We start from the raw sequence: 26792 nt of genomic DNA on the forward strand, positions 1-26792 counted from the left end.
CCTGACCGGCAACGACGGCCTACAGTTCGATCCCGTCGGCCTCGGCCTCGGCAGCATCCAGGAATGCCTTGAGGCTCCGGACGCGGCTTTCGGCGAGGCGACGCGCGGCGGGCAGCTCCAGTTGCGCGGGCAGGTGCTCCACGTTCTGCCTCAGGACCCGGATCGCGTCGGCATACCGCACAAAGCGCGTGTCGCGGCCTACTTTGCTCACGGTGCGGAGGACGGCGATAGCCCCGAGCTGCTCGAGGATGTCCGCATCCCGCAGCAGCGTGCCCTCAAAAGAGGTCGGCCTCCTCGACGGCAGGTGGGTCCGAATGACCTCAATGGTGGCCGAAATCTTGGCCTCGGGAAATCCCACTTGCCGCAGGACGCGCGGCACCTGGCTGGTCGCATAGACCACGTGGTCCCAGACCGCCAGCGCCGCCAGGTCCTCCGGCCGGTGGCCGACGAAGACTCCGAGGTCGTGCATCCAGGCTGCGGCATAGAGCACGTCATCGTCATAAGCCTGGCCATCCGCCAGTCGCCTCGCGAGCTGATACAGCCGGGGCTGGTGGCTAAACTTGTCAGGCGGCTTGGCCTGGGAGCGGATGTAATCAACAATAGCCTCTCGGTATCCGGGCTGACTCATGGCCGCAGGATAGCAGCGCCCTCGCGGATTTCCAGTCCGGCAATGGAGGGCCGCCGGCACCGGCCCGCCACGCCACCGCGGGAAATCCTCCCCCGCCGGCCACGGAAGCCCTGCCGTGAATTTTTAGAAAAAAGGCTTGCTATTCCTTGAAAAAGAGCCACTGTTCGCTCGTCTGTTAGATAACTTGTCACTTTCCTGGCATGGAAAATCTTCAGGTGAACTTCGTTCAGTGATGATTTGAAACCCGATAGGCGGGAACAGTTGGGAGAAAGCTAAAGTCAGTCTAGGACAGTAAGTTAGATACATCACATGAGCGCAAAATTGTTTGTTGGAAATCTTTCCTTCAACATCACTGAAAACGACCTGCAGGATGCCTTCGCGGTCCACGGCACGGTCGTCGAAGCCAACCTGATGATGGACCGGGCAACCGGCCGTCCCCGCGGGTTTGCCTTCGTCACCATGAGCACGCCCGAGGAAGCCCAAAAGGCCATTGACGCCCTCAACGGCAAGGAACTGGGTGGACGCGCCCTCACGGTTAACATCGCCCGGCCGCGCGAAGAACGCCCGCAGGGCGGCGGCGGCTATCGGGGCCATGGTGGCCGCGGTGGCGGACGCGATCGTTACTAATTTAACAGATCGCATTTGTGCGAGGCCCGGGCTGACCGGGCCTCGTTCTTTTCTCTGGTTGCGTCCTTTCCGGCCGGTGCGCGGGATGTTGCCTGTGCCAGCAAATCCGGCCGTTGGTGAAGCAACCTATGAAAGAAGAACATATTGAAGTAGAAGGCCGCATCCAGACCGTGCTCCCGGGCACAATGTTCCGGGTGCAACTCGACAACAACCACCTCGTCCTCGCCACCATCTGCGGCAAAATGCGCAAACGCTGGGTCCGCCTCACCGCCGGTGACCGCGTTAAGATGGAAATGTCACCTTACGATCTGGACAAAGCCCGCATCGTCTGGCGGTTGAAATAAGCCCGCCCCCTCCAAAACTGGCGGCTCGGCAGTTTCAGGCCACAAACTCCAGCTCCGGCTCACGGGCGATCAGCCCACGGCCAGCCGCCTGGCCCAGGAACCGCCGGATTGCCTCCCTCCCCTTCTCGCCGTAATCCAGCGTCCAGTGGTTTACATACATCCCGACAAACTTGTCCGCCAGCCGCTGATCCATATCCCGCGCGTACTGGAGCGCATGCCGCACCGCCTCGGGCCGATGGTCCAGGCTGTACTGGATGCTCCCCGTCAACACATCGGACACCACGCGCCGCGTCGCCGGCGGAAAGCGCTTGTGAATGACGTTCCCTCCTAGCGGCAGCGGCAAACCGTCGTTCTCGCTCCCCCACCACACCCCCAGGTCCTCGCAGACCTGCAAGCCCTCATTCTGATACGTAAGCTGTCCCTCGTGTATAATCAGCCCGACCTCCGCCCCGCCTGAACGAACGGAAGCAAAGATCTGGTCGAACGGGACAACTACATAATCGAACTCCCTTGCCGGCCTGCCCAGCCACAATTGCAGCGCCAGAAACGCGCTGGTCATCGTGCCCGGGACGGCGATCTTCCTGCGGGCGACCTCCGTCCGGGTGAGCTTCTGCTTCGCCACCAGCATCGGCCCATAACCGTCGCCCATGCTTGCGCCGCTCGGCAACAACGCGTACTGGTCGCCCACGTAAGCATAGGCGTGAATGCTCACCGCCGAGATGTCCAGCTCCCCTCGCGTGGCCCGCTCATTGAGCGTTTGGATGTCCTGCAATACGTGCTGGAAACGAAACCCATGCGTCGGGATTAGCTCGCGCGCCAGCCCGTAGAACATGAACGCGTCGTCCGGATCGGGCGAGTGGCCGAGGGTTAAAGTGGTCTGCGACATGCCCGCAAGCTAACCCGTCCTCCGTCTCGCTGTCACGCCGAGAGCTTTGCGCCAACCCGCTTGCTTCCCAATCCGCCCCCGCCAAGTCCCCGCACGCTGCTTACGTCCTGTCGCGGGGCGCGGGGCCCGGCGCCAGCTCCAACATCTCCCGGCTATACGGAATCCCCCGGCGCCGCGTCACCACCAGACGCATCATCTGCTCGAACACCGGCTGCAAGTGCGGAAAGCGCTGGCTGAGCCGGGCCTGCGGCAGAGATGCCACCATCAACCGCACGAACGCCTCCAGGGACACCACATTGCCATGCAGCGCCATGTTGGACGTGACCACATGCGGCCAATAGCCCGGGATGATGCAGCAGGTCAGGCTGCAATGCAGATCTCGCTGCGAGAAACCCAGCACGGGAAAACTGCCGCGCCGCAACGCGCTAACCAGTTGCTCCAGTTCCGAGGCCAGCAGCCCGAACACCGCACGCGTCCGCTCCTCCGACTCGCCGGCACCGGTGATGCCGTAGTTATAGTCAGCGGGCAGCGGCAAAAACACCTGCTCCCCGGTTACTTCCTCGTCGCCGGACAACCGCTCCAGCCGAAGACAACCCAGCTCCGCCGTCAGCGCCCAGTTGCGAGAAACATCGTCCCGGTTGAATGCCGCCAAACCCAACGGCGTGGCTTTGCCCAGCAGAGCAAAGACCCGCCGCCCTTTTCGCAGCAAACATCCCGGCATCGGGGTGCCCAGTTTTTTCAAGCACAACGCCATCTTTTCGTCGCCAAACGATCACCCCTATCCTGCCCCGCGCCGCCCGCGCTGGAAATCCGTACTAATAACCAAATCGTATCGGGTCTTTTCCGTCACCGGTGTGCCCGCCCGCCGCCGCCCCAATCCCGCTTGCCTTCACTCCGCTGCCCCCTAGACTCCGCGCGCGATGTTCGATCTCAATACGCTCAACCCCCAGCAGCGCCTGGCGGTTGAGACCATCCACGGACCGGTCCTGATCCTGGCCGGCGCCGGCACCGGCAAGACGCGCGTCATCACCTGTCGCGTCGCCCACCTCATTGACCGCGGCATTGCGCCCGCCCACATTCTTGGCGTCACCTTTACCAACAAAGCCGCCCGCGAGATGCTGGAGCGCGTCGGAAAACTCATCCGCGGCAAAGCCCAACACCGCCGCGCCGCCGCCCAGTCACCACCCCCCGACGCTCAACCCACCCTCTGCACCTTTCATTCCCTCTGCGTGCGCATCCTCCGCCAGCACATTGAGCGCCTGGGTTACAAGCGCAACTTTGTCATTTACGACGAATCCGAGCAGCTCGGCGCCATCAAGAAAATCCTGGCCCAAATCTCCGCCAAGGGAGAAAAGGCCGACCCCGCCGCTATCCTCAGCCTCCTTAGCCGCTTCCGCAACGGCGGGCAGCGTGCCGCGGCCTTTGGCGATCCGAGCGTCCGCGCCATGGCCGAGCACATCCGCTCCCGTTACGAGTCCGCCCTGCGCGCCTGCAATGCCGTGGACTTCGACGACCTCATCCTCCTCACCCTCCGCCTCTTCCGCGAGCACCCCGACGCGCTCGAATCCTGCCGCACCCGCTACCGCTACGTCATGGTGGATGAATACCAGGACACCAACGCCGCCCAGTTCAAGCTCGTCCACGCCCTCACCTGCGAGCACCGCAACCTCTGTGTCGTCGGTGACGACGACCAGAGCATTTACGGCTGGCGCGGCGCGGAAATCTCCAACCTCCTTGACATGGAACAACATTACCCCGAGACCCGCGTCATCAAGCTCGAACAAAACTACCGCTCCACCAACACCATCCTCCACGCCGCCAACGCCATCATCCGGCACAACGTCCGCCGGCGCGGCAAGACCCTCTGGTCCCAAAAGGGGGACGGCCCGAAAATCACCCTCCACGCCTTTGCCACCGACGAAGAGGAAGCCCGCGCCATTGCCGAACTGATCGAATACGCCCGCCTCACCCAACGCGTGCCCTGGTCGGAGCAGGCCATTCTCTTCCGCATCAACGCCCAATCCCGGCCACTCGAAACCGCCCTCCGGCAGGCCGGCGTCCGCTATCACCTCATCGGCGGCCAGAGCTTCTTCGACCGGCGCGAAGTTCGTGACTTCCTCGCCTACCTCAAGACCCTCCTGAACCCCAATGACGACGTGAGCCTGCTGCGCATCGCCAATGTTCCGGCCCGGGGCCTGAGCGATGTCACCATGGAGCGCCTCCTGGCCGCCAGCCACGAGCGCAAATGCCCCGTCTTTGCCGCCATGAAGAACCCCGCGGTCACCACCACCTTTCAGTCTCGCACCCGCGAGAACCTCGAAGCCTTCGTCAAACTCATCGAGCACACAGGCGGACGCCTCCACACCGAGAGCCTCTCCCGCGACCCGCGCGCGCTACAAACCTGGGCCTCGCACTTCCTCGACCAGATCGGTTACTTTGCCGAACTGCGCCGCTCCGAGCGCAACCCCGAGACCGCCGAAAACCGCCTGCGCAACCTCAAAGACCTCATCGCCACCCTCGACGGTCCCGACGGCGCTTCCCACCCTCCCTTCGACCGCCTGGAAGCCTTCCTCCAACAAATCAGCCTTGATACCGAGCGCGAGGAGGAACAGGAAGACTCGCCGGGCGACGCCGTCACGCTCATCACCATGCATAGCTGCAAAGGGCTGGAGTTCCCCCACGTCCACATTGTCGGCATGGAAGACGGCCTGTTGCCCCACTCGCGCTCCAAAGCCGAGAACACCCTCGACGAAGAGCGGCGCCTCTTCTACGTCGCCGTCACCCGGGCCATGCACACCCTGGCCATCAGCCATTGCGCTGGACGCAAGAAATACGGCGCCATTGTCCCCTGCCATCCCTCCCCCTTTCTCAAAGACCTGCCCCCCGAACTCGTCGAGCACGCCGACGAAAAAGCCAGGCAGCCCGTCACCCTCCAATCCGGCAAAGCCAAGTTCGCCCTCCTCCGCGCCGCCCTGGGCTAAGAGCTTGTTTGAGAAGTCGCCCGGTCAGGGGACCGGGCCTACAGGATCGCGCCTTTTCGCCCATTCCCCGTAGGCCGGGTGTCCACACCCGGAGTTAGACTGGCATTTTCAAACAGGCTCTAAGCCCAAGCCCTCCGCCTCACCCGCAGCGGCAGGCTTGCTGGTGGCGTGGGCTCGCCAAACAGGTTAGGTTCCCGTGTGCGATCCTCTCTGGCAGTGGCCGCGCCCCCGGCCCGGGCGCTGCTGATCTACGACGGCGACTGCAGTATCTGCTCGCTGTGCGTCCGCCGGTGGCAAAAGACCACCGGCGCGCACCTCGATTACCTCCCGTTCCAGGACCCGGGCGTGGCGCGCCGATTCCCCGAAGTGCCCCGCGGCCAGTTCCAGACTGCGGTGCAACTGATCGAGCCGGACGGCCGCGTTTATGGCGGCGCGGTGGCGGTCTTGCGCGCGCTCGCCCAGGGCCCCCGCCGGGCGCGGCTGCTCAATTGGTATGAACGCTGGCCGCTCTTCGCCCGCGCCGCCGAGTGGACCTACCGCCTGGTGGCCCGGCACCGCCGATTCTTCGCAGCCCTGACACGCCTTGCCTGGGGCGCGGCACACCGTTCCTTTGACAAACCCGGCCGGCGGGCTAGTGTTTGATCGGATGGCAACCCGCAACGTCAAACCCGGCGTCACGCAAGAAACACTCCCACCCGTGCGTAGCGCGGGACAGTTGCAGCGTTGAATTTCTATGACACTGAAATGGAACGTGGTCGCCAAACACATGCGCCCCCACGCGCAACTGCAGTCCAAGCTCGAGCAGAAGATCGCCAAGCTGGAGGCTCATTTGACGCACTTCCCAGCCGACGCGGTCCATTTGCAGGTCGTGCTGGAGCGGCACGCCAAGCGCGACTGGTTCGAGGTCGCCCTGACGCTGCGGGTGCCCTCCAACGTGCTGCAGAGCAACAAGTCCGGCGCCGACCCGGTGACGGTGCTTGACCTCGCGGTCAAGGCGCTGCTGCGCGAGCTGGCGGGGCTGAAGTCCGAGTTGCGCCGCGAGCCGGACTGGCGGCGGGTGGCGCGGCGCAAACTCTGAGCGGCGGCTTCCGCCCGGTGGATCACGTGCCAGGCGTCTTGTCTTCCCGCCGTTCGCGATCCCGCCTGGCCGCCCGCCGGGCCTTCACCAGAACCCAGACCTCCAGCACCAGATAGACCGACAAAAGCCCGGCGATAGTGGCCAGCATCCAATCCCAATACCGGACGGCCAGCGCCCACAAGCATGGCACGACAAAGACCAAAATGGTCAACCAGCCCTTTGACTGCTTCGACGCTGCGTTCTTTTTCATTGTAAGGACGGGGGCCGGACCACTGGCTCGACGCACCGCTCACCGGCGGCCATCCGGGCCGGTGGCCGGCTGCCTTGTCCATAGCCCAAATCACGGCTCAACGCCAGCCCCTTCCCCAGAAACGATTGGCCGCCCAATCCTTGGCGAACGCAGGGCGGTTTTGGCCTGTCCCGGCGCTCTCGGCAAGCGCGCCCGACCTTCAGCGATCGAGGAAGCGTGTTCGCAGTTCGCTACGGATCGGAGCGCAAACAACCACCGGGCAATTTGTCTGGCGTGGGGCGGCCGAGTGTGCGGTAATGAGTGACCCAGGTTATGCCAGTGCAGTACAGAGACTACTATGAAATCCTAAAGGTGCCCCGCAGCGCCAGCGAGGCCGACATAAAAAAGGCCTTCCGCAAGCTCGCGCGGGAGTACCACCCGGATGTCGCCAAGAACAAGAAGCAGGCGGAGGAGAAGTTCAAAGAGATCAACGAGGCCTACGAGGTCCTGGGCGACCCGGCCAAACGCAAGCGCTATGACGAACTGGGACCCAACTGGCAGGCCGGCGCCGAGTTCCGTCCGCCGCCGGGCTGGCAATCCTTCGGCCGGGGCAGGCCGGCGCAGGGCGGCGGACCTGGCAGCGAGGCCTTTGAGTTTCAGTTCGGCGGCACTGGCTTCAGCGACTTCTTCGAGCAGTTGTTCAGCTCCGCGGCAGGCCGGGGCGCAGCCGGCTTTGGGCGGCGCGGCCCGTTCGCCGAGGAGGAAATGCGCGGCCAGGACATCGAGGGCGACATCCTCGTATCGCTGGAGGAAGCCACGCGCGGCTCCGTCCGGTCCGTGTCGGTGCGCCACGCGCTCCCGTGTGGGCAGTGTGGCGGCAGCGGTCATCGCAACCGCCGCGTGTGCCAGGCCTGCGGCGGGGCAGGCCAGGTCGCCCGGACGGAGACCTGGCAGGTGAAAGTCCCGGCGGGCGTGACTGAAGGCCAGCGGCTGCGGCTGGCCGGGCGCGGCGAGGCGGGTGCGGGGGGCGGCGCGGCCGGCGACCTCTACCTGCGTGTGCGCCTGGCGCGGCACCCCGACTTCGAGGTGGAGAATCACAACCTCATCTACGAAGCCCAAATCGCCCCGTGGGAGGCGGTGTTGGGGGCCAACATCTCCGTGCCGACCCTGGGCGGCCGCGTGGCGATCAAGATTCCGCCGGGGACGCAAAACGGCCAAAAGCTGCGGGTGCGCGGTCGCGGCCTGCCGCAGCGCGGCGGCGGGAGCGGTGACTTGATCGTGGAGACCCGGATCGAGGTGCCCCGGCGGGTCACAGAGTCCGAGCGCAAGCTCTGGGAGCATCTCGCGCGCGAGTCCCGATTTAACCCTCGCGAGTAAGCTCGCCCGCCCGCACCACCGCCTGCACGACTCAGCCAACCCAGCGGACATTCCCGGCGCCACATCCGGGCAGCAGGCCTCGTTCTCCAGTGCGTGAGATGGTGAATTGCTGCGCTGCCGCACGGAGTCCCAATCCGAGGACGCCTTTGCGGAATTGGTTCAGCGGCACTCGGACTTGGCTTATTTGGCAGTGCTGCGGCAGGTGAACGGCGACTCGCATCGCGCCCAGGATGTAGCCCAGTTGGTTTTCGCCGACCTTGCCCGCAAGGCACACCGGCCCCCGGGGCGGGAGGCTTTCGCGGACCGGCTCTATCCCGGCGCGCATTTCCGAGCCGACAAGGTTCGTGGGGGGACAATCCAAGTGCCATAAATGATCTGGAAACGGGGTGAGAGCGGCACCGGGACGGCCACTAGACGGCCACTAGACGGCCACCCCATGGCCACTAGACGGCCGGGACCAACTTTGGGCCCCGGCCATCCGCGGCTTCAGGGCGGGTTGTCCGGGCTGCTTCGCAGGGGCAGGCGGCTGACAGGTTGATGCTTCTAATCACGCACCTGGACTCTGCCGCGAGAGGCAAGGGCTGCGGAGATGCCAACTATGGCTGCCTTTTGGGGCTGGAGCCGGGTGTGAGGTTAATGGAAGCCCCCCGGGACCAGGCGGCGCCACCCGAAGGAGTCTCACCGTATACGCGCCATATCCACACCGTATCCACACCGTGGATACAGCCTTGACATCCCGCCGCCCCCCTGACGTAACCCACTGCCGTTGCGGCAGTTGCGATCACAGGGCCAAAATACAGGCCCTTGCGGGCCAAATCCGTTGCAAGTACATCCATTTCAGTGAGTTGAGTCAAATCCGGGCAAACGGACCTCCATTCCCCTCCCATAGAGCTTGTTTGAGAATTCGCCCGGTCAGGGGACCGGGCCTACAGGATCGCGCCTTTTCGCCGATTCCCTGTAGGCCGGGTGTCCACACCCGGCTTAGACTGGCATTTTCAAACAGGCTCTAAGGGAGCTGGGGCTGCGCGGCTTCATCGCCGCCCGGCGCGGAGCTTGAGGCGGGCAAAGTCTTCGAGATGGGCGGCGCGGTCACCCTTGAGGTATTGCTCGGGCAAATAACGCTTGTCGGAGCAGGCCAGGACGGCGGCCAGCTCCTGCAGCTTCAGCAGCTCCGGATCGAGCGGGTCAATGAAGGAGCTGACCGCCTCCTCCAGGTCTCGCCGCTGCACATCGTCGTCCCGCTTCGCCAGCACCGCCCGCTCTTTGGCGCGGATGAGGATGGACTCCACGTCGCTGCCGGTGAGCGGCCGGGCACCCAGGTTTTGCCGGATGTAGGTTAAGCTGGGCTGGGCAAGCGCGATCCCCTTCACCCTGGCCACCGTGGCAAACAACTCCAGCACATCCTCCGGCCCCTGCGCGGGAAACAGGGGGATGCACAAGCCAAAGCGGCCCTGGCGCTTCATGTCTATGGCCAGCAGGTCCGGCCGCGACGTCATGGCCACCCAAAGCTCGCGCCCGCGCAGGGAGGAGTCCCCGATATGAGCCGCGAAGGCGGCAAAGACGCGCCCGGACACGCCGCTATCGCCGTCGGCCTCGCGGGTGCCAAAGACGGCGTCGGCTTCATCCACCACCACAATCACCGGTCCCAGGGCGCGGATGGTCATGAGGATGCGCGCCTGCTGGCGCTCGGTGTCGCCAACCCATTTGGAGCGAAACTCGCCCATCTCCATGACGGGCAGCGCGCACTCGCTGGCAAAGCAGTCAATCAGAAAAGATTTGCCGACGCCGACGCGTCCGGGAACGAGCACGCCGCGTTCCAGCACGTCGGTCTTGCCGTTCTTGATGAGCCAGGCCAGCTCGCGCAGCCGCTGCTTGGCGGCGGCATGGGTGGCGACCCGGTCGAGGCTCACGCCGGGCTTCGGGTCCTTGAAGCGCACCAGGCCCTGGCAATATTCCTCGATCAGCCGCTTTTTGCTCGCGGTCACGTGCTCTTGCGTCACGCGGATGCCGTTGCGGATGGCCGCGGCCAGGAAGTGGCGGATGCGCAGCAGGTTCAGCCCCGAGGTGCGAGCCGCGAGCTCCTCGCTGGTGAAATCGCTCCAATCGGAAGTGGGTTTGCCTCCCGCCAGGTGCTCGGCCCAGCCCGACTTGAGGAAGCGCAGCCGCTCCTCGGCATCGGGCAGATCAATGCGAACCTGGCAGACGTGGGGACTTTGCAGCAAGTCGGCGTGGAGCTCGGCAGCCGATTCAGACACCAGCACGACGCCAATATCCAACCGGGCGAGCTCCTGCGACGCGGCCCACTCGAGAAACGTGACCAGGTTCATCCGCTCCTCCATGCTGGCGTTGGCCTCCTCGCAGGCGGGGATGAGCTTCTCCGGAAAATCAATCACCAGGGTGATCCCTCGCCACTTCTCTTTCTCCTCGGCAACACGCAGGAAAAACCGACGCAGCAGGGGTGCCAGGTGGAGGAAGTCCCGCGGCGGACCGGAGGCATGAAAGGCGGTGTTCTCGACGCTGTCGTAATCCGCCAGCCATTTGAAGAAGCGCTTCTGCATTTCGGCGGAGCCGAAGCTCAGGCCGTTGCTGATGTTGTAGAAAAGCAGACAGCCGCGCTCCGGGAACAGACGGCTGACGAGGAAGGTCTTGAGCGATTCGTAGCGGACGTTGCCATGGTCCTGAACGGGAAAGAGGTCAAAGATGTTGCCATGGAGGATGAAAAGCGAGTAGGTGCCGCCATTCCAGCGGCGGGCCAGTTCGAGCGCCCAGCCGGTGAGGGGCAGCCGGGCAGCGGCGCTGGCGGGTGCGGGCGATGCAGCGGCGGATTTCATTACCCCTGCCTTTGGCGCGCCGGGTAGGTCTTCTTGAAGGGCGCGTTTTCAATAACCGGCGGTGCCGCGGCGGCGGCGGGCGCAGGCGCGCCCACAGGCTGGTAGCCCACGCGGAGTTCCGTCGAAGGCATGTCGCCGACGAGGTCTTTAAACTCGTCCATCTCGGAGAGCCACTTATTGGTCTGGTCGAGGTGCTCGACAGTGGCGTCAATGCGGGCGGTGAGGGTCTCCGCATTCTTGGTGGCAACGGCATCGGCACGGATCAGCTTGATTTGCTGGTCGAGGCGTTCCTGCTCGGAGACCACCAGGGCGAGGTTCGCCTCGGCCTGCTCGCTGCGTTGCTGGCGCTTGCGCAGGACCTCCAGCCGCTCCAGACGCGAGGCCAGGTAACGTTGCTTGGTCTCCATCGCGCCGGCGTCGCCTTTGGCTTTCAGAGCTTCGACTTCGGCGTCGAGCCGGGCGGCCTCGGATTCGGCATTCTTCAAAACCACCGGCAGGTTCTCGCTGCGTTCGGTCTGCAAGAACTGCTCCAGGGACTCCTGGATGCCGAGCAAGCGCAGGTAGGTCCACATCAACTCATCCAGTTTGCGCAAGCGCGGATCAGTGGCCGGGTCGGCGGAGGCCAGCAGATTGTCCGCGCTGGCGGTTTCGATGTCCTGGCAGACCGCCACGAGACGGTTGTAGCACTCACGGCGTTCGGACGAAAGCGAGCCGATGAGGGCGTTGCGACGCTGGACAAAGGCGGCGACCTTGCGGGCGTCCTCCGCCCGCTTGAGGGCTTCGCGGCGGCGATCCACCCAGCGGCGGAAGAACGGCAGGTCAGGCAGGTAAATCCAGCCCAGCGTGTAACAGGTCGCCCCAGCGATGAGCGGCAAAATCATCCCGCTGACGAAGCCCGCCCCCAGCGTCAACAGTCCCAGCGCCGCGTGCTGCGGGCTCTTCAGAAACTCGCGGTGATAGTTTGGCGCTTGCTGGTCCATGCGGCTCTTCGCGCAGTCTATTACAGGCGACAGCTCAGCAACACATAAAACTTCGGAGCCTACACCTGCACTCCCGGCGGCGTGGATGACGCCTCTTCCAGCCGCCGCAGCAGCGTCTGACAGAAGTTGACAAACCACGGCTTGCGGCGGCTCTCTTCGGGCGGCTCAGCCGGGCGCGGCACCTTGAGTATCTCGACCAGCCGCCCAGGGTTGGCCGCCATCAAGAACACCCGGTCGCCCAGGTAAACCGCCTCCTCGACTGAGTGCGTCACCAAGAAGACTGTGCTTTGCTGTTCGTCCCACAATTGGATAAGCAACTCCTGCATGCGCAGGCGGATGCCCGGATCCAAAGCCCCAAAGGGCTCGTCCATGAGCAGGATGCGCGGCTGGAGTATGAGGGTGGCGGCTATGGCCACGCGCTGCTGCATGCCGCCGGAAAGCTCGGAGGGGAACTTCTTCTCCGAGCCTTCCAGACCAACTTTCTTCACCCACTCGGAGGCCCGGTCCAGGCGTTCGGAGCGAGCGACGCCGCGCAATTTCAAACCGAAGGCGATATTCTCGAGCACATGCAGATGCGGCAGGAGCGAGTATTTCTGATCCACCAGCCCCCGGTCGGGTCCAGGGTCCGTAACTGGCTTGCCCAGCACGCGCACCTCACCGCTGGTGGGAGGGAAATGGGGCTTCAACCCGGCCAGTATGCGCAGGAGGGTGGATTTTCCGCAGCCGGAAGGTCCCACGATGGCAATCAACTCGCCAACATGCGGCAGGTCTTCGATTGTGAAGTTGACGTCCTGGAGCGCGAGCTTGGCGTCCGGCCCGACGCCAAAGGTCTTGGAGACCTGCTTGAAGGACACCACATCAAGCCTCTTGAGAAGCACTGGTTCTGGCGTGGCCGCCAGACTGCCTTGTCCTTGACCGTCCTTCGGTTGCTGCGGTGCGGCGCCGTCACTGGGGTGGGTCGTCTCAGGCATAACTCACTCGGCTGTCTTGCGATAAGGGAATAGGAGTTCGCCGCCCAACCGCCACAATTGATCGCAAGCCACTGCGATCAGGACGATGACAATGATAATCGCATAAACCGAGCCGGTTTGACTCCGCCGCGTGGAGACCTCGATTAAGCCGCCCAGGCCATACTCCGGCCGGACAAACACCTCGGCCATGATAATCCACCCCCAGCCCACGCCGTAAACGCCGCGGAGGTGGTCCCAGATGTTGGCCTGGGCCACCGGAAACAGAACGTGTCGAACGAGTTGCCACTGCGACGCGCCTTTCGTGACTGCCACGTCGAGAAAGGCGGATGGGACATCCGCGATGTCCTTAATGACCAGTGGCAGCAGAACGACAAAGCAGCCGATAAACAGGAACCCGATCTTCTGGGCCTCACCGGTGCCAAACCACGTCATGCTCAGCGGGATGAGCACCACGATGGGAACGTAAGCGCCCGCCAGCGCCAGGGGCCGGAAGAACGCAGCCACGGATGGAAAGCTGGCCATGTAAACCCCCAGTGGCACGGCAACCAGTGTGGCCAGGGCGAACCCGGCGGTGACGCGAAGCCACGAGTGAAAGGCACTGCGGACCAGGCCCTGTTCAACATGCAACGGTTTGAATGCCTGAAGGACTTCCATCGGGCTAGGCAGGATCAGCGATTGAACGAGCCGATGTTCGACGCCGCCGCGCGTGACAAACCACCAGGCCGCCAGGACCATCCCGACGAAGGCGACCGTCAATCCCACCGTTCGGGCGTAGGAAGAATCCGCATTGACCTGTAGCCGGGCGAGACGGACGACGAGTGTCAGGACAGCCACGAACACCGTGGCAAAGGTGAGGAAACGCAGGAATTCGGCCATGGGATATTCGTCCAGGCTACAGAGTTACATCGCTACGCAGTCACATGGGTGTGGCGTGAGACCGGCCCCTGTAACCAGGCACCTCAGGTAACGTGTGTCGCCGGTCAGGACCCGGCTTCCAGCGGGAACACCTTGACCTCCACGCGCCGGTTCTTCTTGTTGTGCTCGGCGTTGCTCGGGTCCGTGCAGCCGGGCAGCGGATTCTCCCAGCCATTGCCGACCACCTTGAACTTGTTCGGGTCGAACTTGTATTTGTCCATGATCGCACGGCGAACGGCGTCGGCGCGGTCGTAGGAGAGCTGCCGGACGAGGTCGGTGGGCACGATGCCCTTGCGACTGGCGTCCGTGTTGCCTTCAATAATGATGTAGGCGTTGCCGAACCTGCCGGCCAGTTTGCCGATTTCCTCCAGCGTGTTGGGGATGGTCGAGTCATATTCCGGGTTGAGCACGGATTTATTCGGCTCGAATGAGATCAGCACCGCCTTGGTCAGAATCTGGCCCGCGCCCGCCTCGGCGCTGAGATTCATGAGCGCGCTCGGCTTGAAGGTGGGCTGCGACAGATCCCGCACGTCCTTATATTCCCCGGACAGGGCGGCCAGGACTTGGTGGGCTTTGACCTGGTCGGCGGGCACGGTCTTGCTGATCGTGCCTAACGATTTGTAGATGGTCGAGGCACTGTTCCATACCACCTCAAAGTTCGCCGGGTTGAACGGGTCCAGGAAGAACTTCGCATTCTCGCGGTAGTTGGTGAGGTGGGCGTCGCCCTCGACAATCCCGCCGTCGCCGCCGATCATCTTGCCGCATTCCTCCTCCGGCAGCTTGAAGGCCGCCGCCAGTGCGCGCGCCGCCATCTTCGGGTCTTTGCGCACCATGTCCATGCCCTCGAAGATGCCCCGCACCAGGTTCTTCACGATCTCCGGATGGTCCTTGTAAAAGTCGTTGCGCACCGCCCATACATCCGCGATGAGGTGATTGGCCGTCCCGGTCGTCACCACCAACCGAGTGCCCTTCAGCTTGTCGGTGACGTTGTAGATGTCCGGCGACCAGCCAACGAAGGCATCGTACGACTCGTCCTGCACAAATATCTTCGCCGCCGACGGAGCATCCGCGGCCCACCTGAAGTCAACGTCCCCAGGGTCAATTCCCGCATCAATCAGCAGCGACATGATCAAGTAGTGACTTGGCGAGTTTTGCGCCAATACAACCTTCTTGCGCTGGCCGGCAACGCTTCGCAGGTCGTTGATGCTCCGTATCTCGCCCCTGGCCACCACGCCGTCGCCGCCCGCGGAAAAGTCAATTTGCTGGCAGACGACGGGCACGGTTCTGGAGTCCTTAACCAGCTCGGGCGCGAACAAGGCAATCATGTCCAGTGTGCCCCACAGAATGTGGCTTTGGCCACTCGCGAACAGATCGCGCGCCTTGACCGGATCGTCCACGATGGCCAGGCGCACGTAGAAGCCGTATTTCTTCGCAAATATGCTCTGGTCATTCGGCTCCAACCCCTGGTTGGCCACGATGATAGGCGCCCAGCCGGGCCAGACGTTGATCGGGAACTCGATCACCAGCTTCCCGTCCTTCATATCTGTCTTGTAGTCGCTAACTCCCGTCACCGCGGGAATGCCGGACCGCTGGACCAGCGTCGCCACATTTGTGCCGGCCAGGAGGTACTGGCTGGCGTCTTCGGGCGGGGCGATTGCTTCTTTGATCTGCCGTTTCACCTCGGCCGGGTTGACGGAAACGTTCTGGGACCGGCTCTGGGGCGCGATCTTGTCCCACCAGCGATACATCCCAAAGCCGACCACGGCCAGGATGATAATAGTCAAAACAATCTTCCCACGTGTTGTCATAAGATCTTTCCTTAAATGTTCACTGCTTGGTTAACTCGCCGTATTTGGATTCGTGTTCAATTTCACGAGTTGGACATTGGGATTTCTGGCGGTCACTGCTCTGGTATCTTCTGCCGCTCCGGCTGCGGCGTGGGGGCTGGTTTCGCCGCCGCCGCCGCTTCCGGCTGCACCATGCCCATCTTCTTCTTGTATTCCTGAAACAGCGCCGCTCCGCGCATCTTGCGGGCCTCCTGCTGGCGGGCAATGCCCGAGCCCATTTCCTTGGCCAGGTCAAGCGTCGCGCGCATCTGACCCTCGCCAGAGGCGGCGGACTGCCGGAGTTGCTGCATGGACTGGCCCATCTCGCCGCCCATCATGCCCTGCAATTCGGTAATTGAACTCTTCATCATGCCCGCCAGGCTTTCGAGCGAGCGGCCGATGGCGACCTTGGCCTTGACCGCCTCGAATTCGCGCTGGAATCTTTGAATCTCACGCAAGCTCTCGGCTATGATCTCCGTGTTCTGCCTGTAAAGCTGATCAAGGTTGTCCGTTTGAGCCTTGTTATCGTTCAGATCCGCTTCCAGGGCGGCAAGTTCCTCGGCGTAATGCGCTCCGTTGGCCTCGTCATTGGCCGCCGCCGCCGCCTGGAGCAGCGACTGCAGGTCCGCCCGCTGGCGTTCCTGGCGTTTGATCTGATCGCGCAACAGCGCGATCTGCCCGGCCAGCTGGCCGTTGGCATAATGCGCTTTGTCGGCCTTGGATTTCGAGTCGCGGATGCCGCGCTCCACCACCGCCTGGTTAATCGCGTCCGTCTCCGTGGCCTTCTCGGCCATCAGGCCCATCCATATAAACAACCGCTTGATCGCTCTGAACATAGGTAGTCCTTTCTTTTGGGTGCTGGCTACTTCTACTTCACTGGCTCCTCATCTTCGAGGAGAATCTTGCGCTGGAGCACGTACTCCAATTGCGCGTTAAGCTGCTTTTCATCGGACGCGCTCACGACCGTCGCGCCGAGCTTCTTGACTGAATCAAAGACCTTCGCGTTGATGTCGAAGGCCACGAAGTGAACGGATAGCGTCACCTTCTTGTCCTGCGCCTGCTGCTGCAGCCGGGGCAACACCGCCGCCGGCGCCGGCCCCGCCGTGTTCATGCCGTCCGTGATGACGAGCACGTGTTTGCGAGGCTGGGGGGAATTCATGATCGCCCGGGTGGCGATGCTCAAGGCGTTGCCCAGCGGCGTGTTGCCAACGGGACGGGAGAAACGTTGGGCGAAATTCTCAAGCGCCGACGCGTCAAACGGCCCGAACTTAACGGCCTCCCGCGCGCTGTCGCCGCTGAACGCGAACAGACCGGCTTCGACTTTCCGGGGCACGCCCCCTGCGTTACTGTCGGCGTAGGCTTGAATCTGCTTTGCCACCGCCGCCAGGGCGCGGTTGGCGATGATGTACTTGGGTGAAGACCGGTTGTTGGCGTCACGCACCGGGTCTTTCATGCTGCCGGAAGTATCGTAGATAATGGCGAGTGCGACGCCGTCTTCATCGGCGGCGTTGCAGGTTGTCCCTTGCCCCAGCGCAACCAGAGCCATCATAACAGCGAGCGATAGAATAATTTTCATACTAGACCTGAGCCTTTCTCCCTCTGCTAACCGCACGCAACATTGCAGGGGTAGCAGTTGCTTCACGCGCTGTCAATATATCCAATTTTGCGCCGCGCTCCGCATCTATAAAAGCTGCTGGCGTTTGTAACCAGCATCCCGGGCCGGAAAGCGCAGCGTGGCAAGGACAGTATGATTCGCGAGCTTGCCCGTGTTTTTGCTTTCCGATAATCGTTCCCGATGATCGCCTCACGCACTATTCGGCCAGCCATTCTGCTGCCTGGGATTCTGGCGCTGCTGTTGCCGGTCCAGGCCACGCAGGCCCAGAGCCTCGACTGCCTCCTGCATTTGCAGAAATTCACCGCACACCGCGTTTCCAGTTCCGACCCCTCCAGCGGCAACATGGACATGCGACGCGTTAACGCGGGCCAATCTCTTACGCTTGCCAACTTGGAGGGCCCCGGCGTCATTACGCACATCTGGTTTACTCATCTCTATCCGTCGCGCAGCGCGCTGCGGAAACTGGTGCTGCGAATCTACTTCGATGACCCGGCTGAGCCTTGCGTGGAGTCCCCGTTGGGCGATTTCTTTGGCCTCGGCCACGCGCAGACCTACTCCTATGCCAGCCAGCCACTGGCCGCAGGCACACATGGCGGGCTCAACTCCTATTGGCCCATGCCCTTCAAGAAGATGGCGCGTCTCACTATCGCCAACGAGGGAGCGCAGGATTGCAGCGCGCTCTACTTCCAGGTTGATTATCGGAAGCTGGAGCAGCCGCTGCCCGACGGCCTGCATTTTTTCGCCGCCTACCGCCAGGCTTTTCCTCCACAGAAGGGAAAGCCTTACCTGATATTGCAAACTGACGGCGGCCAGGGCCATTTTGCCGGATGCAACCTGTCGGTTGAACAGCGGGATGAAAGCTGGTGGGGTGAAGGCGACTTCGCCATCTACGTGGACGGCGAAACCAAGCCCTCCATCGCGGGCACAGGTTCGGAGGATGATTTCGGCGGCGCCTGGTGCTACAGCCACGAGTTCGGCTACGCCCAGTTCGGCGCGCCGCTGCGCGGACGGTTTAACCAAGCGGGCATCCTGGAGCACTGCACCGCCGATCTCAAGGGCAAGGACCTGAACCAATGGCGCTGGCCGGAGGCCTGGAAACCGGGTGACTTGTGGAATGTCTATCGCTATCACCTGGCCGATCCGGTGCCATTCCGCAAGTCGCTACTGGTGAACATCGAGCACGGTTGGCAAGGGAATGAACGCTCAGACTGGTACTCCAGCGTTGCTTATTGGTATCAAACCGGTCGGCCGTCTGCCCGCGCGGAGCTGCCTTCGGTTCAAGACCGCATGCCACACTACCTGCGTCCGCATGACCATGGCGGCGGACGATGGGAGGGCGAAGATCTCGTGGATGCAGCCACAACTACCGGCGGGAAAGTCGAAGAAGCCGGCATGGCATTCTGGGGCGACCTGTTCAGCGGCCAGTACGCTCTCCAATGGGATGCTGTCCAAACCAACGCCACACTCACCCTCCCTTTCTCCATAGCCAAAGCCGGGCGCTACCGGGTCGTCACCCGGCTGAGCCGCAGCGAGCCGGGCGGCACCTTTGCGCTCCAGCTGGACGATCTAAAGCCCACCGACCCGATCAATCTCCACCAGCCAACCCCGATTCCCGGCCTATTTGAGACAGGGCCAGCTGAGGCCGAGCTCACAGCCGGACCTCATGTGCTCAAGTTCGTCAGCCTATGCCCGGATCAAAGGGCAAAAGGAAACCGGCTGCTGCTGGACAAATTCCAGTTGAGCGAAGCCAGGAAATGACCGGCAAGTGACCCCGGGAACTCTGGAATTGGCCGGTTGCAGGGGCTGGCAACGCGCCCCAAGAAGTGAGCAATGCGGGGATACTGCGGAGCGGCACCACCTCTACCAGCCTCACGTATAGCCATTTTTGCCGTATTGCCGTATTTTGCTGATAATTTTCCTTGCAGATTGCCCGTAAAATTGCAAAATTGGCCATTCGGGGTTGGTTCGGGCCTCGCGCCCGGTGGCTAAGACCGCCTGCCGGAAACAGCGTCAGGAGTTTGAGTTTTTGGTAGAATAATGTACATTGCAATTGCGTCAGCCTTCTGGTGCTTGCGGTCTTCGAACGCCTAAGTGGGCGGTCCGTGTAGATGTCCCAAAGATGAATTGCCGCCGTAGCACGCCCTGCGGAAATATCTGAACTAAAAGGGCTTGTGTGCGTCTGATTACTTATGGTCAACAGGAAAGAGAGCAAATCGGGTAACCGGGCTGGCCGTCGTGGCCGCCCCAGAGGGCGGCCGGCCGCCATTAGCACGCACCGCCCATTCCGCCGTTTCGTGATTTCCCATAAAGCGCACGGCCTCAACCGGTTACCCACAAAAGCCCCCTCCCATACTCAGCCGATTCAGCCGAAGGCCCGCACAGCTTCCCAAGCCAAGGCCACCTACGCCAGCAACCATCCGGCTCTGACTCCAGGCAAGCCCAGTCGAGCGGTGGATTTGACCGAGACCATCAAGACCCTCCTTCACCTGGCCCAAGAGCATGGGTTCGTCACCTACGACGACATCAACGACATCTTGCCGGACGGTCTCTCACCGGAGGACTTGGACGATCTCTACACGAAGCTGCGCAACCTCGACGTCGAGATAGTAGACCACGCGGAGGTGGAGCGAGCCAAACCCGCCGAACCTGAGGAAGAAGAAGACACCCGCCTGGAGGTATTGGATGACCCGGTGCGGATGTATATGAATCAGATGGGCAAGGTGCCCTTGCTGACCCGGGAGCAGGAGGTGGAAATCTGTAAGCGCATCGAGGAGGCGGAAGCCGACATTAAGCGGTTAGTCTATTGCCTCGGCTTCACCGCCAAGGAGCACATCGCCATCGCCGAGAAGCTTCTCTCCGAACCACCTAAGGAACGTTTCGACCGCGTGGTGGTGGACAAGAAGGTCCCCAACCGCGAGGCCCATCTCCGGGAGCTGCGAGCGTTAATCAAGACGGTCCGGGTGCTGGACACGAGCGTGGATGATAAGTTCATCGCCTGGCAGAAGTGCCCCACCCAGGGCCGCCGTCAGAAACTTCACCTCAAGTTCCAGAAGTTCGACCGGAAGCTGCAAGAGGTCTTCCCCAGGTTCTTTTACAAGCAAAGGGTTTTGGAGGACATGATCCTGGTGGCGAGCAACGTCCATGAGAAGTTCAAGGGCAGTCTGCGGCGCGTCGAGGAGCTGGAATCCCGGCGCAAATCGGCCGACCAACAGTCCGCCTTGCAAGCCGAACGCGCCAGGATGCGCGCCCTCGAGCAGTTCGTCCGCCTGCCCCGCGAAGAATTCTTCCAGACGCTTGAGCAGTTGAAGCGTGCCGCTGACAGGGCGCACCAGGCCAAAACCCACATGGCCGAAGCCAACCTGCGCCTGGTGGTGTCCGTAGCCAAGAAATACACCAATCGCGGACAGTCTTTCCTCGATCTGATTCAGGAAGGCAATATTGGCCTGATGAAAGGCGTCGAGAAGTTCGAGTATCGGCGCGGCTACAAGTTCTCCACCTACGCCATCTGGTGGATCCGGCAGGCAATAACCCGGTCCATCGCCGACCAGGCGCGCACCATCCGCATCCCGGTGCACATGATCGAGATCATGAACAAGCTCTGGCGCGCGCAAAAGCAGCTCACGCAGGAACTGGGCCGCGAGCCCACCCCCGAGGAGGTCGCCGACGAAATGCACATGCCGGTCTCCCGGATCAACGCGCTGTTGAAGATGGCCCAGCAACCCATCTCGCTGCACGCGCCGGTCGGGGACGACGGCGACGTGAGCGTGGGCGACTTTATCGAAGACAAGACGGCCGAAAACCCCTCGGACGTGACCAGCTACAGCCTGCTTAAAGAGAAGCTGGGCGACGTGCTGACCAGCCTCACCGAGCGGGAGCGGAAGATTTTGGAAATGCGCTTCGGCCTGGTGGACGGCTATGAGCGCACCCTGGAGGAAATTGGCAAGATGTACAGCGTCACCCGCGAGCGCATTCGCCAGATCGAAGCCAAGGCCCTGCGCAAATTGCGCCACCCCACCCGCGTCCGCCACCTGCAAGGCTTCCTCGACACCGAAGAGAAAGCCGCGTAGAGTTGGCGCTCGCCATGAAAGTCACTTACTACGGACACGCCTGCTTTGCGGCCCAGGTCGCGAACAAGACGCTGCTCTTCGACCCGTTCATCACTGGGAACGAACTGGCCAGGGCCATTGACGTGAAGCAAGTCCCGGCGGATTACATCCTTATTTCGCACGGGCACGCAGACCACATGGCCGACGCGGCGGAAATCGCCCGGCGGACCGGCGCGACCATTGTCTCCAATTACGAGATCACGGTCTGGTTCGGCAACCAGGGCCTTTCCAAAACCCACCCGCTGAACCATGGTGGGGGCTGGCAATTTGATTTTGGCCGTGTCAAGTACGTCAACGCCATTCACTCCAGCAGCCTGCCGGATGGGACCTACGCCGGCAATCCCGGCGGCTTCGTTGTCGAGAGTGCCGAAGGCAACTTCTACTACGCCGGCGACACCGCGCTGACGCTCGACATGAAGCTGATCGGCGATTCCACCAGGCTGCTGTTTGCCGCGCTGCCCATCGGGGACAATTTCACCATGGGTGTGGACGACGCCATCAAGGCTGCCGAGTTCGTCCGCTGTTCGGAAATCCTCGGCTTGCATTACAACACCTTTCCGCCCATCAAGATTGATCCGTCCGCCGCCATCGAGCAATTCAAGGCGGCGCGCCAGCGCCTGCACCTGTTGCTGCCGGGCGAAAACCACAATTTCTAGGGATTGACAGAGGGCTGTGGCTAAGGGAGATAATTCTGCCGGCTTGCCAGAGTAGCTCAGGGGTAGAGCAGAGGACTCATAAGCCAATTCCCAATCTCACGTTTCCCTAACATTTGCGCTATTATTTCACTCCTTGCTTGCCATTTGCCAAACTATTTGGCAAATTAGGGGCAAATGAGAGCACGTGCAAAGAACGGCAGCAAACCCGGACCAAAAGGAAAGGGCGTCTTCCGCGTCATCGCCTTCACCAACCCCGGCGGTGCCACTGCCTATCGCGTCACCGGTTGGACCCTCAATGGCGAGCGAATCCGCCAGAATTACAGCACGCACGGAGAGGCCGTCGCCCGCCTGCAGGAGCTCGAGATTCAGACCGCCAATCTCCAGGGTGCCGCGCGTCCCGTGATCACGCGGCTAACGCCCGAGCAGGCCGCCGAAGCCGAGGTAGCTTACGCCCAGCTCGAAGGTCGTCCCCTTCTCGTCGCCATCCGTTTCTTCCTGGACAACTACCGCGACCCGCTCAAGAAGTGCAGCGTAGGGGACGCCTTCAGCGCGTTCGTCGCCGAGAAGAAAGCCGCCAACAAACGCCCCCTCACCATCCGCAACCTCGAAACCAAATGCCGTGCCCTTAAGGCCGACCACGGCAAGAAGCTCGTCAGCGATATTTCCGAAGACCTCGTTCGCGACCTCATCAACCAACCTGGCCGCGGCCCCGTAGCACGCGACAACTACCGGCGCGTCCTCAACGGCTTCTTCGCTTGGGCCCAGGAGAAAGGCTTCACCCCGGTCAACCCCGTCGCCAAAATCGACCGCATCGAATCCGACGAAGCCGAGCCAGCCGTTCTGTCCCTTGACGAGTGCACTGCCCTCATGAACGCTGCTCGCGCCCATAAGGAAGGCAAGCTTGTTCCTTTCGTCGCCCTCGCTCTCTTCGCCGGCCTGCGCCCTGACCAAGAGCTGAAGCGCATCTCCTGGAGCAACATCGACCCAGAGTCCGAGACCATCACCGTCAGCGGCAAAGTCGCCAAGATGCGTGGTCGCCGCACCATCGAGGCCGTCCGTCTCACGCGAAAGGACGCCACCGGCCAGGAAATCAAACTCCCTTCCAATCTCTTCCAATGGCTTTCGCCACACATTGCCCGGCGCACCCCGATCAAAGGCACCAACTGGCGCCGCGACTTCGATGCCATCAAGCGCACCGCCGGCTTCGGCCCCAAGACCGAAGACAAGACCAAGCCCCAGCTCAAGCCGTGGGTTCAGGATTACCTGCGCCACACCGCGGTCAGCTACCACTACGCCCTATATGAGCACGAAGGCAAAACCGCCAAATGGGCCGGCAATTCCCCCGACATCGTCCACCGCAAATACAAGGGCCTTGTGAAACCTGCCGACGTTGCGAAGTTCTGGTCCATCGTCCCAGAGGCCCCCGCCAACGTAGTCCATCTCCAAAAGGAGAAAGTCGCCTGATCCTTCCCAAGCGTAGCTCTGGCCCCCACTCGGCCAACGCCGCTACCATACTTTACATTTGGTAAACCTTTCAGCATAGTCCAATGGCATGATTCAACGACCATTTTGGCGGCAGCGTATTGAGGACGCTTGGCGGGAGGCCCCCATCGCCTGGCTCTGCGGTGTTCGGCGCTCCGGCAAAACCACCCTCGCCGAAGCCCTCGGCGCCGACCGCGCAATCTACGTCAACTGCGATCTGCCCGTCGTCGAGGACATGGTCCGCGACCCGCAGATGTTCTTTCGCTCCTGCACAAAGCCGATCGTGGTCTTCGACGAGATCCACCAGCTTCACGATCCCACCCGTCTCCTGAAAATCGGCGCCGACATATTCCCCAAATTGCGGATTCTGGCCACCGGCTCCTCCACCCTCGCCGCCAGCAGAAAATTCCGGGACACTCTGACTGGCCGCAAACGCACGGTTCACCTTCTGCCCGTAACCTGGGACGAGCTGCCGGCCTTTGGCGTGCCCCTGCCGAAGCGACTCTTCCACGGCGGCCTGCCAGCCGCACTTCTCGCCGACACCAAACGCCCTGCGCTCTACCGCGAGTGGATGGATTCATTCTTCGCGCGCGACATTCAGCGGCTCTTCGGTTTCCGCGATCTGGATCGCTTTAACGCTCTCTTTGAATATCTCCTCCGGCAGAGCGGTGGACAATTTGAAGTGACCAGGACGGCCTCGGCCATCGGCATCACCCGCGCGACTGTGGAAAGCCACCTGCGCGCTCTCGACATCACCCACGCCGTCACGGTGCTGCGTCCCTTTCACGGCGGGGGACAAAACGAGATTGTCAAGCAGCCCAAGGTCTATGCGTTCGACACCGGCTTTGTGAGTTTTGCACGCGGTTGGGATCCGCTGCGCCCGGACGACCTCGGCCAGCTATGGGAACACATTGTGCTGGAACATCTACAGGCTCATCTGCCGGACACCCCTCCCCGCTACTGGCGTGACAAACAGGGGCGCGAAGTGGATTTCGTCCTCGCGCACCGTCGCGATGCGGTGGACGCCATCGAGTGCAAATGGGACGCGAGCTCGTTTGAAAGCTCGGCCCTGAAGCTCTTCCGAAGCTACTACCCGAAGGGCCGCAACTATCTCGTGACCCCCTCGGCAGACCAAGCCTACGACAAGCACTACGGTAACTTGGCGGTGCACATTTGCACGCCGATGGAAATTCGCGCATAGGAGAATCTTCCCCGACGGGCTAACGTTGTCCCGAAGGGATTTATATTTCTTCCCTGATCTGTCCTACGAAATTCGTCGAAACACTCAGTATAGCCCTACAAAATAAGGGGAATGCGCGTACCCGCCGAGCGCCTCAATCACATGAAATCAACTCAAATAGCCTGAAATAGTTGAAGTCTGGCAGGCGATGGCAAACGGCACTAGCTATCACACCTGCACTCTAAAGGCTACAAATCTCATGTCAGCGAACTGGAGCTGGATTCGAGGCGAGCCGGGACGGACGCGGGCTTGCTCGTAGGATTCGTCCATCAGTGCCCGCCGGAGGTTTTCAAGCCACGAATGCCTTCAGACTGGCTAAGCTTCGACCATGTGAATCCATAGAGCGCGATCAGCGCGAAGCAGACCAAGGGCATCCAAAAGCTGACTGACATATTGTAGATGTCACCGAGGTGCCCCATCAATTTCGGCATGAGCGCACCCCCCGTAATCGACATGACGATGAAGGCCGAGGCCTTCTTCCTGGACTGGGTGCCCAAGCCGTGAATGCCGAGGGCGAAGATCGTTGGGAACATGACGGACATGAAGAAGAAGGTCAGGAAGACCGCAATGACCGAAATCCAGCCAAGCTTGAGCACCACAACGCTGCAAAGGAGGACATTGAGGAAGGCGTAAGTTCCCAGCACGCGGTGCGCGGGAGCCTTGCTGATCACGGCGGCCCCGACAAACCGGCCGAGGCAGAACAGGACAAAGCCCACACAACCCAGCAGCCGGGTTGCTCCCTTCTCGTTCACAAAATAGGCGCCGTCCCGCAGGACGGCATTGCCGCTGATCAACCAGCCATCCATGGTTGCCCTGGAGATCGCCGGCATCTCGGAGATGATGTAGTTGATGAAGAAACTGAAGATGCCGGCTTGAGCGGCGACATATAAAAACTGGGACAACGTTGCCGAGGAGAAGTGCGGGTGCGCCCAAATATTGTGGAAGGTGATGCTCTTTGCTATGGGGACCAGCATTAAGCCGGCAACCACCAGAGGGAGCCCGACGATGATTGGCACCAGGCGCGCGGTGTTCTCCTCACTGACACTGCAGGCGGGCAGGATCAAATGCAAAATCATGTAGGCAGCGAAGCCCAACACGCAAACGTTAAGGAACATCAGGCAGTACATCAGGATGCGGTTGTATTCTTTGGCGCGCTGCGCGGGGGTATCGGGCAGAGGCAGGTTGTCGTCCGTGTGATAGGCATCCTCCGTCCGTATATCGGGCACGTTGGCAAAAAAGAAAATCACCGCCAGAATGAGCACGATGATCGCTATCCCCAGATAGGGGATGTATAGCCGGCCGTGCGCCACCTCAACCCCGCCGTCTGAATAGAAATACGCTCCACCCACGATGGGACCAAGGATCCAGCCGATGCCATTGAACGATTGGGCCAGGTTGATGCGGGCGGGACCGCGCTCCTTGGGGCCCAACACCGTGGTGTAGGGATTGGCGACCGTCTCCAGCACCGTCAAACCCATGGCGATCAAGCATACTCCCAGCAGAAAAGCCCAGAATGCCGAGATGTGCGTCGCTGGCATGAACCAGAACCCACCCAGCGAGACGAGCACGAGTCCAAAGAGGATGCCGCCCTTATACCCGAATCTCCGTGTCAGCAGGCCCGCGGGCAGCGCCATGAGGGTGTAGCCCATGTAGTGGGCAAACTGCACCCATGCCGACTGTGCCTTGGTCAGATGGAGCTGGTCCTGAAAGTGTTTGTCCATCACGTCAATCATCCCGTTGCAGAACCCCCAGAGCAGAAACAGCGAGGTGACGAGGATGAACGTGAATGTCACGTTCTTTCCGTCATCCGTTACGAACATACTCTTCTTGGAATCGCTCATAATTCTGCGCTGAAGTGTCTGCCTGGGGTCTTGCCCAGCAACTCACCGGTCTACGTGTTAAGCGCCGTGTGCAGTCCAAAAGCTTGGCTTCCAAGGCCGTACTCCCCCCCACTTACCGTCCGGAGTGAGATATTCTCTGGGTTGCAAGTGGTGTTTTCATGAAAGTTATTCACAGAGCT

At 61.9% G+C, this 26792-nt stretch carries 23 protein-coding genes; 11 read left to right on the top strand and 12 right to left on the bottom strand.

The genetic code is table 11. From position 1 onward, the window contains the following. Positions 1-19: 19 nt before the first annotated feature. Positions 20-628, bottom strand: coding sequence for an HD domain-containing protein (locus P5205_13390; GenBank protein ID HSA11355.1), 609 nt, complete (start codon positions 626-628; stop codon positions 20-22). 309 nt (positions 629-937) lie between these two features. Between P5205_13390 and P5205_13395 the strand changes: the two genes are divergently transcribed. Next, positions 938-1255, top strand: coding sequence for an RNA-binding protein (locus tag P5205_13395; protein ID HSA11356.1), 318 nt, complete (start codon positions 938-940; stop codon positions 1253-1255). A gap of 128 nt (positions 1256-1383) precedes the next feature. Beyond that, positions 1384-1599 (top strand): translation initiation factor IF-1, encoded by a 216-nt coding sequence (infA, locus tag P5205_13400; protein ID HSA11357.1) that lies wholly within the window; start codon positions 1384-1386, stop codon positions 1597-1599. A gap of 34 nt (positions 1600-1633) precedes the next feature. Here infA and P5205_13405 read toward each other — a convergent pair whose 3' ends face one another. Beyond that, on the bottom strand, positions 1634-2485 hold the full coding sequence (locus P5205_13405; GenBank protein ID HSA11358.1) for an ABC transporter substrate-binding protein: 852 nt from the start codon (positions 2483-2485) through the stop codon (positions 1634-1636). Positions 2486-2585: 100 nt separating this feature from the next. After that, positions 2586-3227: a hypothetical protein gene (locus tag P5205_13410; protein ID HSA11359.1), complete on the bottom strand. Its 642-nt coding sequence runs from the start codon at positions 3225-3227 to the stop codon at positions 2586-2588. A gap of 178 nt (positions 3228-3405) precedes the next feature. Between P5205_13410 and P5205_13415 the strand changes: the two genes are divergently transcribed. From P5205_13415 to P5205_13425, 3 genes are all read left to right on the top strand, one after another. Then, positions 3406-5466 carry a UvrD-helicase domain-containing protein gene (locus P5205_13415; GenBank protein HSA11360.1) on the top strand — a complete coding sequence of 687 codons (2061 nt, stop codon included), beginning with the start codon at positions 3406-3408 and terminating at the stop codon, positions 5464-5466. A 198-nt stretch (positions 5467-5664) separates the two neighbouring features. Then, on the top strand, positions 5665-6108 hold the full coding sequence (locus P5205_13420) for a DCC1-like thiol-disulfide oxidoreductase family protein (protein HSA11361.1): 444 nt from the start codon (positions 5665-5667) through the stop codon (positions 6106-6108). A 91-nt stretch (positions 6109-6199) separates the two neighbouring features. Beyond that, on the top strand, positions 6200-6544 hold the full coding sequence (locus tag P5205_13425) for an HPF/RaiA family ribosome-associated protein (GenBank protein HSA11362.1): 345 nt from the start codon (positions 6200-6202) through the stop codon (positions 6542-6544). A gap of 22 nt (positions 6545-6566) precedes the next feature. On the opposite strand, the gene P5205_13430 is transcribed toward P5205_13425, so the two are convergent. Next, the gene (locus tag P5205_13430; protein ID HSA11363.1) at positions 6567-6794 is read right to left on the bottom strand and encodes a hypothetical protein; all 228 of its coding nucleotides are present in this window, start codon (positions 6792-6794) and stop codon (positions 6567-6569) included. A 312-nt stretch (positions 6795-7106) separates the two neighbouring features. Here P5205_13430 and P5205_13435 point away from each other — a divergent pair, with 312 nt between their 5' ends. Continuing rightward, positions 7107-8150, top strand: coding sequence for a J domain-containing protein (locus tag P5205_13435; protein HSA11364.1), 1044 nt, complete (start codon positions 7107-7109; stop codon positions 8148-8150). A gap of 1031 nt (positions 8151-9181) precedes the next feature. Here P5205_13435 and P5205_13440 read toward each other — a convergent pair. The 7 genes from P5205_13440 to P5205_13470 all read right to left on the bottom strand — a co-directional run bounded on the left by P5205_13440 (position 9182) and on the right by P5205_13470 (position 17249). Next, positions 9182-10981 carry an AAA family ATPase gene (locus P5205_13440; protein ID HSA11365.1) on the bottom strand — a complete coding sequence of 600 codons (1800 nt, stop codon included), beginning with the start codon at positions 10979-10981 and terminating at the stop codon, positions 9182-9184. After that, on the bottom strand, positions 10981-11961 hold the full coding sequence (locus P5205_13445; protein HSA11366.1) for a hypothetical protein: 981 nt from the start codon (positions 11959-11961) through the stop codon (positions 10981-10983). The genes P5205_13440 and P5205_13445 overlap by 1 nt, the downstream gene beginning before the upstream one ends. Before the next feature lie 59 nt (positions 11962-12020). Then, complete coding sequence (locus P5205_13450) at positions 12021-12932, bottom strand: ABC transporter ATP-binding protein (GenBank protein HSA11367.1); 912 nt, start codon at positions 12930-12932, stop codon at positions 12021-12023. Between the two features lie 3 nt (positions 12933-12935). Beyond that, complete coding sequence (locus P5205_13455) at positions 12936-13808, bottom strand: ABC transporter permease subunit (protein ID HSA11368.1); 873 nt, start codon at positions 13806-13808, stop codon at positions 12936-12938. Positions 13809-13912: 104 nt separating this feature from the next. Next, positions 13913-15655, bottom strand: coding sequence for a phosphate ABC transporter substrate-binding/OmpA family protein (locus P5205_13460; protein ID HSA11369.1), 1743 nt, complete (start codon positions 15653-15655; stop codon positions 13913-13915). A gap of 92 nt (positions 15656-15747) precedes the next feature. Continuing rightward, positions 15748-16509, bottom strand: coding sequence for a hypothetical protein (locus tag P5205_13465; GenBank protein HSA11370.1), 762 nt, complete (start codon positions 16507-16509; stop codon positions 15748-15750). A gap of 32 nt (positions 16510-16541) precedes the next feature. After that, complete coding sequence (locus tag P5205_13470) at positions 16542-17249, bottom strand: vWA domain-containing protein (GenBank protein ID HSA11371.1); 708 nt, start codon at positions 17247-17249, stop codon at positions 16542-16544. Between the two features lie 219 nt (positions 17250-17468). Between P5205_13470 and P5205_13475 the strand changes: the two genes are divergently transcribed. The 5 genes from P5205_13475 to P5205_13495 all read left to right on the top strand — a co-directional run bounded on the left by P5205_13475 (position 17469) and on the right by P5205_13495 (position 24733). After that, positions 17469-19046 (top strand): DUF2961 domain-containing protein, encoded by a 1578-nt coding sequence (locus P5205_13475; GenBank protein HSA11372.1) that lies wholly within the window; start codon positions 17469-17471, stop codon positions 19044-19046. 698 nt (positions 19047-19744) lie between these two features. Continuing rightward, a complete protein-coding gene (gene rpoD / locus P5205_13480; protein HSA11373.1) occupies positions 19745-21355 on the top strand; it encodes an RNA polymerase sigma factor RpoD in 1611 nt (536 codons plus the stop codon). Between the two features lie 14 nt (positions 21356-21369). Then, the gene (locus tag P5205_13485; protein ID HSA11374.1) at positions 21370-22050 is read left to right on the top strand and encodes a metal-dependent hydrolase; all 681 of its coding nucleotides are present in this window, start codon (positions 21370-21372) and stop codon (positions 22048-22050) included. A 174-nt stretch (positions 22051-22224) separates the two neighbouring features. Beyond that, on the top strand, positions 22225-23514 hold the full coding sequence (locus P5205_13490) for a hypothetical protein (GenBank protein HSA11375.1): 1290 nt from the start codon (positions 22225-22227) through the stop codon (positions 23512-23514). Positions 23515-23602: 88 nt separating this feature from the next. Further along, positions 23603-24733, top strand: coding sequence for an ATP-binding protein (locus P5205_13495; protein ID HSA11376.1), 1131 nt, complete (start codon positions 23603-23605; stop codon positions 24731-24733). A gap of 308 nt (positions 24734-25041) precedes the next feature. On the opposite strand, the gene P5205_13500 is transcribed toward P5205_13495, so the two are convergent. Continuing rightward, the gene (locus P5205_13500) at positions 25042-26613 is read right to left on the bottom strand and encodes an MFS transporter (GenBank protein HSA11377.1); all 1572 of its coding nucleotides are present in this window, start codon (positions 26611-26613) and stop codon (positions 25042-25044) included. Positions 26614-26792: the final 179 nt, after the last annotated feature.

The sequence above is a fragment of the Candidatus Paceibacterota bacterium genome, from assembly GCA_035452965.1.
GTDB lineage: Bacteria > Verrucomicrobiota > Verrucomicrobiia > Limisphaerales > UBA8199 > UBA8199.